The sequence below is a fragment of the Streptomyces odonnellii genome (assembly GCF_000981895.1).
Classification (GTDB): domain Bacteria; phylum Actinomycetota; class Actinomycetes; order Streptomycetales; family Streptomycetaceae; genus Streptomyces; species Streptomyces odonnellii.
In genome coordinates, this window is the sequence record NZ_LATD01000454.1 from 1 (window position 1) to 13,609 (window position 13,609).

General features: G+C 68.8%; 10 protein-coding genes and 1 tRNA gene. 6 read left to right on the forward strand and 5 right to left on the reverse strand.

What is annotated here, in order from left to right:
* Window positions 1-60: 60 nt before the first annotated feature.
* The 4 genes from WH07_RS32700 (at window position 61) to purM (ending at window position 4,700) form a co-directional block, all read left to right on the forward strand.
* Window positions 61-867, forward strand: a complete 807-nt coding sequence (locus WH07_RS32700) for a maleylpyruvate isomerase family mycothiol-dependent enzyme (RefSeq protein WP_046508196.1) — start codon at window positions 61-63, stop codon at window positions 865-867.
* 60 nt (window positions 868-927) lie between these two features.
* Window positions 928-1,827, forward strand: coding sequence for an META domain-containing protein (locus WH07_RS32705; RefSeq protein ID WP_046508199.1), 900 nt, complete (start codon window positions 928-930; stop codon window positions 1,825-1,827).
* A gap of 105 nt (window positions 1,828-1,932) precedes the next feature.
* A complete protein-coding gene (gene purF / locus WH07_RS32710; RefSeq protein ID WP_046508201.1) occupies window positions 1,933-3,459 on the forward strand; it encodes an amidophosphoribosyltransferase in 1,527 nt (508 codons plus the stop codon).
* Between the two features lie 161 nt (window positions 3,460-3,620).
* Window positions 3,621-4,700: a phosphoribosylformylglycinamidine cyclo-ligase gene (purM, locus tag WH07_RS32715; protein WP_046508203.1), complete on the forward strand. Its 1,080-nt coding sequence runs from the start codon at window positions 3,621-3,623 to the stop codon at window positions 4,698-4,700.
* 211 nt (window positions 4,701-4,911) lie between these two features.
* Here purM and WH07_RS32720 read toward each other — a convergent pair whose 3' ends face one another.
* Window positions 4,912-5,163 carry a DUF3073 domain-containing protein gene (locus WH07_RS32720; protein WP_046508206.1) on the reverse strand — a complete coding sequence of 84 codons (252 nt, stop codon included), beginning with the start codon at window positions 5,161-5,163 and terminating at the stop codon, window positions 4,912-4,914.
* Window positions 5,164-5,442: 279 nt separating this feature from the next.
* A complete protein-coding gene (locus WH07_RS32725) occupies window positions 5,443-6,525 on the reverse strand; it encodes a Leu/Phe/Val dehydrogenase (RefSeq protein ID WP_046508229.1) in 1,083 nt (360 codons plus the stop codon).
* Between the two features lie 160 nt (window positions 6,526-6,685).
* Here WH07_RS32725 and WH07_RS32730 point away from each other — a divergent pair, with 160 nt between their 5' ends.
* Both WH07_RS32730 and bldC read left to right on the forward strand, forming a co-directional pair.
* The gene (locus WH07_RS32730) at window positions 6,686-7,534 is read left to right on the forward strand and encodes a hypothetical protein (protein WP_046508230.1); all 849 of its coding nucleotides are present in this window, start codon (window positions 6,686-6,688) and stop codon (window positions 7,532-7,534) included.
* Window positions 7,535-8,083: 549 nt separating this feature from the next.
* A complete protein-coding gene (bldC, locus tag WH07_RS32735; protein WP_003949541.1) occupies window positions 8,084-8,290 on the forward strand; it encodes a developmental transcriptional regulator BldC in 207 nt (68 codons plus the stop codon).
* Between the two features lie 461 nt (window positions 8,291-8,751).
* Here the strand turns inward: bldC and WH07_RS32740 are convergent, their stop codons facing one another.
* The 3 genes from WH07_RS32740 to hrpA all read right to left on the reverse strand — a co-directional run bounded on the left by WH07_RS32740 (window position 8,752) and on the right by hrpA (window position 13,546).
* On the reverse strand, window positions 8,752-8,967 hold the full coding sequence (locus tag WH07_RS32740; protein ID WP_046508225.1) for a DUF6274 family protein: 216 nt from the start codon (window positions 8,965-8,967) through the stop codon (window positions 8,752-8,754).
* A 421-nt stretch (window positions 8,968-9,388) separates the two neighbouring features.
* Window positions 9,389-9,463, reverse strand: a tRNA-Asp gene (locus tag WH07_RS32745).
* Between the two features lie 102 nt (window positions 9,464-9,565).
* On the reverse strand, window positions 9,566-13,546 hold the full coding sequence (hrpA, locus tag WH07_RS32750; protein WP_046508226.1) for an ATP-dependent RNA helicase HrpA: 3,981 nt from the start codon (window positions 13,544-13,546) through the stop codon (window positions 9,566-9,568).
* Window positions 13,547-13,609 lie beyond the last annotated feature (63 nt).

Sequence of the window (13,609 nt, forward strand, 5' to 3'; positions counted from 1 at the left end):
CCTCTGGATACGGACCCCCACCCCGACCACCAGTGCCGGGCGGGGCACTAGCCTCACCCCATGCCACCGGCCAAAAAGCGCGCCCGCACCTATGACTCCACCAAGATCCGGGCTGCCGTGCTCACGCAGTTCGGACAGGTCCACGCGGCCGTCAGTGGCCTTGCACCCGGACAACTCGCCCTGCCCACCTCCCTCGGCGACTGGACCGTGCGGGAGTTGGCTGTCCACCTCGCCCTCGCCGTCGAGGCCGTCAGCCGGACCATCGAGCAGTCCACCACTTCAGGCCCCCCGCCCACCCCTCTGGTCACCCTGCAAGCCTGGCCCTTCGCCACGGCCGCTTTTGCCGGAGACGTCGACCAGGACGTCAAGGCGCTCGCCGCCTCCACTCCCCCCGACGAATTGTTCGAGCGCACCGCGCAGCGCATTTCCGCCCTGCTCCCCGACGCCCCGGACGATCTGCTGCTCGCGACCCGGCTCGGCACCATGCGGCTCGGCGACTTCCTGGTCACCCGGACCATCGAACTCATCGTCCACACCGACGACCTCAACCGGGCCGTCGCCGGGCTCGGCATCCCGTACGACCGGCAGGCGCTCGCCGCCTGCACCCGGATGCTCGCCGACGCCCTCGCCGTGAAGGCGCCCGGCGCGTCGACGGAGGTGCGGATCCCGCCGTACGCCGTGGTCCAGTGCGTGGCGGGTCCCCGGCACACCCGTGGCACCCCGCCCAATGTCGTGGAGACCGACCCCCTGACCTGGGTACGGCTGGCCTCCGGCCGCACGACCTGGCGCGAGGCGATCGACGGGGCGCTCGTCAGCGCGAGCGGGGAGCGCGCGGATCTGGGTGATCTCCTTCCGCTCATGGGGTGACGCCGACGTAGACCCGTGGGGGCGACGGAACCGTACGAGACGGCTCCCCGTCCCACCGGTATGCAGAAGCAGAGGATCACCAACGTCACTGCGGTCACCGCGTTCACTACCGTCGCACTGTTCACTCTGGCCGCCTGCGGCACCGAATCCGGCAGCGGCTCCTCAAGCGACTCCGGCCCCGGCTCCGGTTCGAGTTCCGGCTCCGGATCCGGCTCCGTACAGACCGACGTCCCGCTCACCGGTGTCCACTGGAGCGTCGACAGCCTCACCGTCGGCGGCAAGAAGACCGCGGCGCCCGCCGGGGCCAGCGTGGAGATCGACACCAAGGGCCGGGCCAGCGCCCGTACCGGCTGCAACACCATCGGCGCGGACGTCACCATCGACGGCGACACGATCACCGTGGGCCAGAAGGAGTCGACCCTCATCGGGTGTGCCGAGGAACTCCAGGCCTTCGAGAAGGCATTGAGCGACGCCTTCTCGGGCACCCTGAAAGCCCAGGTCAAGGAGAAGCGCCTCACCCTCACCACCCCCGAGGGCGATGCGATCATCCTCACCTCCGAGCCGGCCGCGCCCCTCGCGGGCACGCGGTGGACCGTCAACGCGCTCACTCAAGGCGCCGTCGCGAGCTCGCTCCCGCCGGGCACCGAAGGCAAGGCGCATTTCACGTTCGGTAAGGACGGCACCGTCGAGGGCAGCTTCGGATGCAACACCTTCCGCGGCACGGCGAAGATCACAGGAACGGGATCCGGCTCCACCGCCGAAACCATCACCTTCGGTCGCCTCTCCTCCACCCGCAAGCTCTGCCCAGGGCCCGAAATGACCCTGGAACGCCAGATTCAGAAGGTGCTGGAGGGCGAGGTCACATATGAGCTGCGCCACCGTGCACTGACCGTCAAGAAGCCCGATGCCCCGGCCAATGGCACAGGCCTGGCCGCTGTGGCAGCCGCTACTGGCAAGTAGTCGGGCGTTTTCGGACGTTTTCCGACGGGTGATCGCGGAGCCGGCCCGCATCCCCCAGCCATCCCCAATTCGGACCAGTGGTCGATCTCGCCTACACTCGGTGGCGTGCCTCGTGGTGATGGACGACTCAGCCACGACCTGCTCCCCGGAGAGAAGGGCCCCCAGGACGCTTGTGGCGTCTTCGGAGTCTGGGCCCCGGGCGAAGAGGTCGCCAAGCTCACCTATTTCGGACTGTATGCCCTGCAGCACCGCGGACAGGAATCCGCGGGCATCGCAGTGAGCAACGGTTCCCAGATCCTCGTTTTCAAGGACATGGGCCTGGTCTCCCAGGTCTTCGACGAGACCTCGCTCAGCTCCCTCCAGGGGCATATCGCGGTGGGTCACGCCCGCTACTCCACCACCGGAGCCTCGGTGTGGGAGAACGCCCAGCCAACTTTCCGGGCCACCGCCCATGGCTCGATCGCGCTCGGTCACAACGGCAATCTGGTCAACACCGCCCAGCTCGCCGAGATGGTCGCCGATCTGCCCAAGGAGAACGGGCGGTCGACGCGTGTCGCCGCCACCAACGACACCGACCTGGTCACGGCCCTGCTGGCCACCCAGACGGATGACGACGGCAAGCCCCTCACGGTCGAGGACGCCGCCGCCCGGGTCCTTCCGGAAGTCCGCGGTGCCTTCTCGTTCGTCTTCATGGACGAGCACACCCTTTACGCCGCCCGTGACCCGCAGGGCATCCGCCCGCTGGTCCTCGGCCGTCTCGAGCGCGGCTGGGTGGTCGCCTCCGAGGGCGCCGCCCTCGACATCTGCGGCGCCGCCTTCGTCCGTGAGATCGAGCCGGGCGAGCTGATCGCCATCGACGAGAACGGTCTCCGTACCCAGCGATTCGCGGAAGCGAAGCCCAAGGGCTGTGTTTTCGAGTACGTCTATCTGGCCCGTCCCGATACGGACATCGCCGGGCGGAACGTCTATCTGTCCCGGGTGGAAATGGGCCGGAAACTGGCCGAGGAAGCACCCGTCGAGGCCGATCTCGTCATAGCGACTCCCGAGTCGGGCACCCCCGCGGCCATCGGTTACGCGGAGGCGAGCGGCATTCCGTACGGCTCGGGTCTCGTCAAGAACGCCTATGTCGGCCGGACCTTCATCCAGCCGTCCCAGACCATCCGCCAGCTCGGTATCCGGCTCAAGCTGAATCCGCTGCGGGAGGTCATCCGCGGCAAGCGGCTGGTCGTCGTCGACGACTCGATCGTCCGCGGCAACACCCAGCGCGCCCTGGTCAAGATGCTCCGCGAGGCGGGCGCCGCCGAGGTCCACATCCGGATCTCGTCCCCGCCGGTGAAGTGGCCCTGCTTCTTCGGTATCGACTTCCCGACCCGTGCGGAACTGATAGCGAACGGGATGAAGGTCGAGGAGATCGGCGTCTCCATCGGGGCCGACTCGCTCGCGTACATCTCGCTCGACGGGATGATCGAGGCGACCACGATCGCCAAGCCGAATCTCTGCCGCGCCTGCTTCGACGGCGAGTACCCGATGGACCTTCCCGATCCCGAGCTGCTCGGCAAGCGGCTCCTGGAGAGCGAGCTGTCGGCGGGACCGGCCACCACCGCGGCCACGGACGCGCTGCGCCGCCCGTAACACCGCCGCACCGCCATCACGCCGACGACCGGGCGGCGATCCCCGTACACATCTGAGCCCGTACGCCCGCCCGCGAACCTTTGCAGATCAAACGCCGACCACCGCTGACCGACCACCACCGCCGACCGACCGCCGACAGGACGACAGGAAAGTATCCAGCCATGTCCGAGACGTCCGAGACGACCACCGGTGCCAGCTACGCCGCCGCGGGCGTCGACATCGAAGCCGGTGACCGCGCGGTCGAGCTGATGAAGGAGTGGGTCAGGAAGACCCGGCGCCCCGAGGTCCTCGGCGGCCTCGGCGGCTTCGCCGGCCTCTTCGACGCCTCCGCGCTCAAGCGCTACGAACGCCCTCTCCTCGCCTCCGCCACCGACGGCGTCGGCACGAAGGTCGACCTCGCCCGCCGGATGGGCGTGTACGACACGATCGGCCACGACCTGGTCGGCATGGTCGTCGACGATCTGGTCGTCTGCGGCGCCGAGCCGCTCTTCATGACCGACTACATCTGTGTCGGCAAGGTCCACCCCGAGCGGGTCGCCGCCATCGTCAAGGGCATCGCCGAAGGCTGTGTGCTGGCGGGCTGCGCCCTGGTCGGCGGCGAGACCGCCGAGCACCCCGGACTGCTCGGCGAGGACGACTTCGATGTCGCCGGAGCCGGTACGGGCGTGGTCGAGGCGGACCGGCTGCTGGGCGCGGATCGTATCCGTACGGGTGACACGGTGATCGCCATGGCATCCTCCGGTCTTCACTCGAACGGGTACTCACTGGTCCGTCATGTGCTCTTCGAGCGGGCCGACTGGGCGCTGGACCGGCAGATCGAGGAGTTCGGCAGGACCCTGGGCGAGGAGCTGCTGGAGCCCACCAAGATCTACTCGCTGGACTGTCTGGCGCTCACCAGGACGACCGAGGTGCACGCGTTCAGTCACATCACCGGTGGCGGTCTGGCCGCCAATCTCGCCCGGGTGATCCCGGACGGGCTGTACGCCACGGTGGACCGTTCGACCTGGACGCCGGGACCGGTCTTCGACCTGGTCGGGAACGTCGGCCGGGTGGAGCGCCTGGAACTGGAGAAGACGCTGAACATGGGGGTCGGCATGATCGCCGTCGTCCCGGCGGAGTCGGCCGACGCCGCGCTCACCACCCTCGCCGACCGCGGGGTGGACGCCTGGGTCGCCGGCGAGATCACGGAGCGCGGCGAGCACAGCACGGGCGCGGCACTGACCGGCGACTACCGGAGCTGACCTGGACAGTTACCGACCGACCGACTCGGCGACCGGGCGACCGGCCGTGCTCATCGCGACCGAACGTGCTCACCGGTGGCAGCAGCCACAGCGCGCCGACGAAGGGCCACGAGACGCTTACGGACAGCCACGGTCACGGGCAGCACAGAACCCGGTCCAGGACCAAGGCCCCGGACCGGGCCACTGAGGTACTGCTCTGGGTATACGGACGTCAAGCGCCGCGGCGCTGCGCCGAGGGCCCGGACTCGTCGTCCTCGTCCTCGTCGTCGTTGTACAGATCCGCGTACTGTGCGTACGGGTCGTCTTCCTCGTCGTCGTCCTCGAACGGCTCGCCGTTCGGCGGCTGACTCGAGGTCGACGCGCCCAGCTCGTTGGCCAGACGCGACAGGTCAGTCCCGCCGCTGTTGTACTTCAGCTGGCGGGCGACCTTCGTCTGCTTGGCCTTGGCCCGGCCGCGCCCCATGGCTCGACCCCCTCGGTGACGGGGCTCGACGGCCCCAGAGTCTTGACACGCGTTCATGAATCAGAACGAGCTCTCCGCGGAGAGACCCGTCCGTAGGGCTTCAACGGTACCTGCTTCCGCGGCCATACGGTACGCCGCCCGCATGACGCGCCTCGGCGCGGGACCAGCGAGGCGCCCCGTCCTCCCTGGTCAGCCCCGATTTTAACCTCTTCTGGAGGGGCGACCCGCCGACCGGCGTGAGTCTCGTCTCCCGGGCTGCCCGCCGCCCCTCCCGAGCGGTCAGCGGCGGCGCGCCTCCGCCATCCGGTGCTCGGCGATCCGGTCGGCCGCGGCAGCCGGCGGAATGCCGTCTTCCTTTGCGCGTGCGAAGATCGAAAGCGTCGTGTCGAAGATCTTCGCGGCCTTGGCGCGGCACCGCTCGAAGTCAAAGCCGTGCAGCTCGTCGGCGACCTGGATCACGCCGCCGGCATTCACCACGTAGTCCGGCGCGTACAGGATCCCGCGGTCGGCGAGATCCTTCTCGACACCGGGGTGGGCGAGCTGGTTGTTGGCGGCCCCGCAGACCACGGACGCGGTGAGAACGGGGACCGAGTCGTCGTTCAGGGCGCCGCCGAGCGCGCAGGGGGCGTAGATGTCCAGCCCTTCGGTACGGATCAGGGCGTCGGTGTCGGCGACCGCTGCGACCTGCGGATGCCGGTCGATGATCCGTCGTACGGACTCTTCCCGTACATCCGTGATCACGACCTGCGCGCCCTCCTCCATGAGGTGGTCGACCAGGTGGTGCCCGACCTTTCCGACGCCCGCGATCCCGACCGTACGATCGCGCAGCGACGGGTCGCCCCAGAGGTGCTGGGCGCTGGCCCGCATGCCCTGGAAGACGCCGAACGCGGTCAGCACCGACGAGTCGCCCGCCCCGCCGTGCTCGGGGGAGCGGCCGGTCGTCCACTCACAGGTCCGCGCCACCACATCCATGTCCTCGACGTACGTGCCGACATCGCAGGCCGTGACGTACCGGCCGCCCAGCGACGCAACGAACCGGCCATATGCGAGCAGCAGTTCCTCGCTCTTGATCTGCTCCGGGTCGCCGATGATCACGGCCTTGCCGCCGCCGTGGTCGAGACCGGCCAGCGCGTTCTTGTACGACATGCCCCGGGCGAGGTTCAGCGCGTCGGCGACGGCCTCGTCCTCGGACGCGTACGGATAGAAGCGGGTGCCGCCGAGGGCCGGGCCCAGGGCGGTGGAGTGGATGGCGATGACGGCCTTGAGGCCGCTGGCACGGTCCTGGCAGAGCATGACTTGCTCATGGCCCCCCTGTTCCGAGCGGAAGAGGGTGTGCAGGACGCCGTCGGTCAGATCGGTCACGGTGGTGACTCCCAAGTACGAAGCGGCGGAGGGAAGTCCCTCCTGTGGGTGGGGAGGGACCGGCTGGGCAACCAAGAGGGTAAGTCCTGCGGGGGCGCAGTTCAGCCGCAGTGCCCAGGATCACCCCCTGGAGGAGTACAGGCGTGGGACGATGCGCGGCATGCCTGCGGTGTCTTCCGTCCTCGTTCCGTACGCGTCCTACCTGCGGGTCTATGAGCCGCTGGCAGCCTTTCCCGAGCCCGAGAGGGACCATTGGACGCGCTACGCCAGACGGGACCGTACACCCACCGCTCAGGACGAACTCCGGCGCTCCCTGGCCGACTTGCTGCCCACCCCGCCGGTCGCTGTGCCGGTCCACGAGAGCGGGGACGCGTTCGTGGCCGTGGTGGACGGGGTGGTGTGCGTCTGCCCGTGGCGCACCCGGCTGCGCGGCTGGCTGGCGCTGGAGGAGCTGACGGAGTCGCTGCCGACGCCGCTGCTGGACGCGGTGCTGCCGCCGGTGGTGCGCGGGCAGGCCGTCGCGGACTACGAGCGCTGGCGGGACCGGAATCCGGACGCGCGGCCGTGGATCAGGACGGCGGTCTGGCAGGTGCCGGTGGGCTGGTTCGCGCTGTTTTCGGACGATGAACGGGAGTACGAGACGGGGGGACCGAGCGGTCTGGGAGCGCCGGTGCTGCGGTACCGGACACCCATGGTGCAGGCGCGCCGGCGGGTGGCCCGGGCGCTGAAGACCCTGCGGGACACGGTGGACGACGGGCCGCTGATCGCCGCGCTGGTGGATGTGGGGCGATGGCTGGAAGAGTTCCATCCGCGGTCGCTGGTCGAACTGGACTACGGCGGACTGGTGCACGCCCTGTCCGGGGAGCAGCTCGCCGGGGACCGCTCGGCCGCCGATGTGGCGGCGGGGATCGCGGCGCTGCGGAACGGGGACGGCGAGGGCGCGGGGGTGGCGTACGGTCGGCTCACGGAGCGCTGGAGGGCGGTACGGGAGCGGTTGTTCGCGAACTGACCGGGCGCTCTGCCCGTTTCGGGCGCGCGTGGCAGGAACGGGCAGTCGAACGGGCACGGGCGGGCTCGGATCGGGCTTGAGCGGTGGTCGGGCCCAGGCCCTGGGGCAGCGGTACCGATCCGGAACATTGCCGATAAGCGTGACGGACCGCACTAACGGGGCTCTTGCGCCCATCACCCCTCCTCGTGTCAAAATAGGACAAGGAGTCCGGGGAGGGTTCCTTCCGCCCAAGTGTGGGCGGATTGCTCAGCATTGCATGTTCTACGGGGGGTCCGGTGACTCCTGATCGCTCTGTGACTGATCGTATCTGTGACGTGACTGTCCGCTATGGCATGGTCCATCGGCTTCCGCCGCTGATGAACACCTCAGAGGGCAATTCCATCGGTTTGGCCGACGTGGCTGGACGGATGGTGTAGTTGTAGTGCCGAGGACAAGCCGTTCGTCCTATAACCGACTCGGCCCGCGTCCGCCATTTCGGGCAACGCGGGTCAAGGTGCAGAATTTAGAGGAAAGAACCGAGATGGTTCGGTTCTCCCGAGGAGGCCGCTCATGACCGCTCGCACCCCTGATGCCGAGCCGCTGCTGACCCCGGCTGAGGTTGCCACGATGTTCCGCGTGGACCCGAAGACGGTCACTCGCTGGGCAAAAGCCGGCAAGCTCACGTCCATCCGCACGCTCGGTGGACATCGCCGGTATCGCGAGGCAGAGGTCCGCGCACTGCTTGCGGGTATTCCGCAGCAGCGCAGCGAGGCCTGACGCCCTTTTTTTGAAGGCTCAGCAAGGCAAAGCTAGGCGCAACACAGCGAAACCAGGCACAACAGGGCACAAATTGCAGGGTACTGCCGGGTCCCCCATATCCGGTCGTCCCGACCCATAGCTCCATACGACGGGCACCTGCCCCAACAGGTCCCATGCCCTAGCAACACGGGTAAGTCGTCGATCGCGCTGGACTCCGCCGGGTCCAGCGCGATCTTTTTTGTGCGCCGACGGGCGCCCCGGAGGCGGGGGTTCCGCCCCGTTCGGGCGCTGTGTGAACGGTGGGGCGGGAGTTTCCGGAGAGATTCCACGGTAAGTGCAATTGCACATATTAAATTGGTGGATTGTAGGCAGGGTGTAAGCACTGCCCTTCGTGAAAATTGTTCCGTGATGCCCGTCACACCGCATACCCCTTGCCTGGGGCGCTCGTCTCCGCCGGTGGACCGGCGCGCACTCCCGTGTCAGGGCGTGGACGGGGCCAGATCGTCAGGTAACTCGTCGTCGAGAAAACCGCCGACGAACCCGTCCAGCCCGTCGTCGCCCGCCAGGGACTCCATGGCGAGCCGCTGGAGACGATGGCAGATCGGGCAGTAGCCCGTACGGTGCGGACGGCCCGAGGCGGCCGCCAGATGGGCGCGCAGCAGCGCGCTGGTCCTGTGCCTTGCTGTCGATGACATCCCGCACACCACCCCCGGTGCGGGCCCCGGGCTGGAACGAACAAAGGGCCCTGATGACTGGGTACCCCCGGCCGGTGACCCCGTCAAGACACGCAGGGCGGGGCCCCGTGGATTTGGGTGCGCCATTACCGCGCCCATACCGCCGCGTCGCCGGCGCTTGCCCCAACCGATGAAGTCGGCCGGGCGCCGGGTGCGGGGCAACCGCGGGCGGCCTCCTGGGGCCGACGGGCCGGGGTCCGGGAGCCGCGGACCGGGCACGTGGGAGGGGGCCGCGCTGTTTTGGTGTGGGCGGTCGCGCGGCGGTCCTGACGGGATTTGCTGTGTCTGATTGCGGCTCCGCCGCGGGCGCGGCCTCCTGGGGCGGCGGGGGCCAGGCACACGAAGAGGCCCGCACCGATTCGGTACGGGCCTTTCAACACTGCGGTCCTGACGGGATTTGAACCCGCGGCCTCCACCTTGACAGGGTGGCGAGCACTCCAAACTGCTCCACAGGACCAGGTTGCGCCGCCTTGTTTCCTCGGCTGCGGAACGAGACTCTACAGCAGCTCGGAGGGTGCGGTCGAACTGACGGATCGCGACAACCCCGTCACCGGCGCCGTCACGGCGCCGCCGCGTCGATCGCCTTCATGATGCGCTTGTCCGAGACCGGCTGCGCCGTACCCAGCGCGTGCGCGAAATAGCTCACCCGCAGCTCCTCGATCAGCCAGCGGATGTCCAGGACCTGCTGCGGCACCGGCCGTCCCTTGGGGAGCTGTTCGAGCAGCCAGGCGTACTCGTCCTGCATCTCATGGACCTTCTCCATGCGTGTGGTGTCGCGCTGGACGGCTGTCGGCATCTGCTGGAGCCTGCGGTCCACCGCGACGAGATACCGCATCAGGTCCGGCAGTCTGCGCAGTCCGGTACGGGTCACGAAACCGGCCGGTACGAGCGCCGCGAGCTGGTCCCTGACGTCCTGGACGTTGTTGATCAGGGTCAGGCTGGTCGTGGCCTTCAGGCGGCGCTCACAGGCCTGCCAGGCGGCGAGTATCTGCTGGACCTGGCCGATGGTCCGTACGGTCGCGTCGACCAGATCGGCGCGCACCTTGTCGTACAGCTTCCGGAACGATTCCTCGTCCCACGCGGGACCGCCGTGGTCCGCGATCAGCTTGTCCGCCGCCGCCATGGCGCAGTCGTCGAACAGCGCCTGGACCGAGCCGTGCGGATTGCGGGACAGCGCGAGCTTCTGCTGGTTGGTGAGCCGGTCCGAGGCGAACTTCGCCGGGTTCACCGGGATGTTCAGCAGGATCAGCCGGCGCGTGCCCGCCCACATCGCCTGCTGCTGCTCCGCCTCCGTGTCGAAGAGCCGTACGGCCACGGTCGCGCCCTGGTCGACCAGGGCCGGGTACGCCTTGACGGGCTGGCCGGCCCGCCGGGTCTCGAAGATCCGGGTGAGCGTGCCGATCGTCCAGTCCGTCAGTCCCGTACGTTCGATCGCCTCCCCGCCCGAGCGCACCGCGGTGGCCGCGGCGGCCTGGGAGAGGGCCTGGCGGGCCTTGGGCCGCAGCCGGAGCCGGAGCGCCTCCAGATCCTTGTCCTCGGCGATCTTGCGGCGCCGCTCGTCGACGATCCGGAAGGTGATCTTCAGGTGGTCGGGCACCCGCGACAGATCGAAGTCGTCGCCGGAGACCGGGACCCCCACCATCCGCTGGAGTTCCCGGGCGAGTGTCACCGGAAGCGGCTCCTGGAGCGGTACGGCACGTTCCAGGAAAGCCTTCGCGTAGTTCGGCGCGGGCACGTAGTGGCGGCGGACCGGCTTGGGCAGGGAGCGGATCAGCTCCATCACCACCTCCTCGCGCAGGCCCGGAATCTGCCAGTCGAAGCCCTCCGAGGTGACCTGGTTGAGCACCTGGAGCGGTACGTGGACGGTCACGCCGTCCGCGTCGGCGCCCGGCTCGAACTGGTACGTCACCCGGAATGTGAGCGGACCCTGCCGCCAGGTGTCCGGATAGTCGTCCTTGGTGACCGAGCCCGCCTTCTCGTTGATCAGCATCGACCGTTCGAAGTCGAGCAGCTCGGGCTCGTCGCGGCGCTTCTTCTTCCACCAGGAGTCGAAGTGCGCGCCGGAGACCACGTCCTCGGGCACCCGCCGGTCGTAGAAGTCGTAGAGCGTCTCGTCGTCCACGAGGATGTCGCGGCGGCGCGCGCGGTGCTCCAGCTCCTCGACCTCGCCGAGGAGTTTGCGATTGTCATGGAAGAACTGGTGGTGGGTACGCCAGTCGCCCTCGACCAGGGCATGGCGGATGAACAGCTCCCGCGAGGCCTCCGCGTCGATTCGGCCGAAATTCACCTTGCGCTGGGCCACGATCGGTACGCCGTACAGCGTCACCTTCTCGTACGCCATCACCGCCGCCGCGTCCTTCTCCCAGTGCGGCTCGCTGTATGTGCGCTTCAGCAAATGGCCGGCGAGGGGTTCGATCCACTCCGGCTCGATCTTCGCGTTGACGCGCGCCCAGAGCCGGGAGGTCTCCACCAGTTCGGCGGACATGATGAAGCGCGGCGGCTTCTTGAAGAGCGAGGAGCCGGGGAAGACCGCGAACTTGGCGCTGCGCGCGCCGAGGTACTCGTTCTTCGCCGTGTTTCTCCCGCTCCCGCCCTCCCCTCCGGCGTCCTTCACGTCCTTCATCCCGATGTGGGACAGCAGCCCGGCCAGCAGCGAGACATGGACGGCCTGGTCGGCGGCGTCCTCCTCGTTGAGATGGATGCCCATCTGCCGGGCGACCGTACGGAGCTGGGAGTAGATGTCCTGCCACTCCCGGATCCGCAGGAAGTTCAGATACTCCGACTTGCACATCCGGCGGAAGGCGGACGAGGAGAGCGTCTTCTGCTGCTCCCTGATGTACCGCCAGAGATTGAGATACGCCAGGAAGTCCGAGGTCTCGTCCCTGAAGCGGGCGTGCTGCTGGTCGGCCTGCGTCTGCTTCTCGGCGGGGCGCTCGCGCGGGTCCTGGATGGAGAGCGCGGCCGCGATGACCATGACTTCCCGTACACAGCCGTTGCGGTCGGCCTCGATGACCATCCGGGCGAGGCGCGGGTCGACGGGCAGCTGGGAGAGCTTGCGGCCCAGCGGGGTGAGCCTCTTCTTCGGGTCCTTCTGCGCGCTCCGCTCGGCGTCGAACGCCCCCAGTTCCTGGAGAAGCTGCACGCCGTCGCGGATATTGCGGTGGTCCGGCGGATCGATGAACGGGAACTTCTCGATGTCGCCGAGGCCGGCCGCGGTCATCTGGAGGATGACGGAGGCCAGATTCGTACGGAGGATCTCGGCGTCGGTGAACTCCGGGCGGGACTCGAAGTCGTCCTCGGAGTAGAGCCGTACGCAGATGCCGTCGGACGTGCGGCCGCAGCGGCCCTTCCGCTGGTTGGCGCTGGCCTGCGAGATCCGCTCGATCGGCAGGCGCTGGACCTTGGTGCGGTGGCTGTAGCGGGAGATACGGGCGGTGCCGGGGTCGATCACGTACTTGATGCCGGGGACGGTCAGCGAGGTCTCGGCCACATTCGTCGCCAGCACGATCCGGTGGGTCACCCCGGCGGAGGGGCGCTGGAAGACCCGGTGCTGCTCGGCATGGGAGAGCCGCGCGTACAGGGGGAGGACCTCCGTACCGCGCAGCTTGCGTTTCTCCAGGGCGTCGGCCGTGTCGCGGATCTCGCGCTCGCCGGAGAGGAAGACCAGGATGTCGCCGGAGCCCGCCGCCCGGAGTTCGTCGACGGCCTCGGAGATCGCGGTGATCTGGTCGCGGTCGCCCTCCTCGCCGTCCTCCTCCAGCAGCGGGCGGTAGCGGACCTCGACCGGGTACGTACGGCCGGAGACCTCCACGATCGGCGCGTCGCCGAAGTGGCGGGAGAAGCGCTCGGGGTCGATGGTCGCCGAGGTGATGACGACCTTGAGGTCGGGGCGTCTGGGCAGGAGCTGCGCGAGATAGCCCAGCAGGAAGTCGATATTGAGGCTGCGCTCATGGGCCTCGTCGATGATGATCGTGTCGTACGCGCGCAGCTCGCGGTCCGTCTGGATCTCGGCGAGCAGGATGCCGTCGGTCATCAGCTTGACGAAGGTGGCGTCCTGGTCGACCTGGTCCGTGAACCGGACCTTCCAGCCGACCGCCTCGCCCAGCGGGGTGCGCAGCTCCTCGGCGACCCGCTCGGCGACCGTACGGGCGGCGATCCTGCGCGGCTGGGTGTGCCCGATCATGCCCCGGACGCCCCGGCCCAGCTCCAGACAGATCTTGGGGATCTGGGTCGTCTTGCCCGACCCGGTCTCGCCCGCGACGATCACGACCTGGTGGTCGCGTATCGCTTCCAGGATCGTGTCCTTCTTCTGGCTGACGGGGAGCTGCTCGGGGTACGTGACCGCGGGCACGCGCGCCGCGCGCAGCCGCATCCGCTCGGCGGCCTTCCCGGCCTCGCCGGCGATCTCGTCGAGCACGGCCTGCCGTGCCTCGGGCTTACGGATGCGCCGGGTGCCTTCGAGACGGCGGCCGAGCCGCTGCGCGTCGCGCAGCGGGACGTCGGCCAGCAGGGTCTGGAGGTCGGCGAAGGAAGTAGACATACCTAGCCAAGGATCTCACCCGCGGCTCGGGGGTGGCGAACCCATTTCGCCGGGGATGCGGGG

Coding starts and splice junctions, on each gene's coding strand:
- WH07_RS32700 (WP_046508196.1), top strand. CDS start 61: ATGCCACCGGCCAAAAAGCGCGCCCGCACCTATGACTCCACCAAGATC.
- WH07_RS32705 (WP_046508199.1), top strand. CDS start 928: ATGCAGAAGCAGAGGATCACCAACGTCACTGCGGTCACCGCGTTCACT.
- purM (WP_046508203.1), top strand. CDS start 3,621: ATGTCCGAGACGTCCGAGACGACCACCGGTGCCAGCTACGCCGCCGCG.
- WH07_RS32720 (WP_046508206.1), bottom strand. CDS start 5,163: ATGGGGCGCGGCCGGGCCAAGGCCAAGCAGACGAAGGTCGCCCGCCAG.
- WH07_RS32730 (WP_046508230.1), top strand. CDS start 6,686: ATGCCTGCGGTGTCTTCCGTCCTCGTTCCGTACGCGTCCTACCTGCGG.
- bldC (WP_003949541.1), top strand. CDS start 8,084: ATGACCGCTCGCACCCCTGATGCCGAGCCGCTGCTGACCCCGGCTGAG.
- WH07_RS32740 (WP_046508225.1), bottom strand. CDS start 8,967: ATGTCATCGACAGCAAGGCACAGGACCAGCGCGCTGCTGCGCGCCCAT.
- hrpA (WP_046508226.1), bottom strand. CDS start 13,546: ATGTCTACTTCCTTCGCCGACCTCCAGACCCTGCTGGCCGACGTCCCG.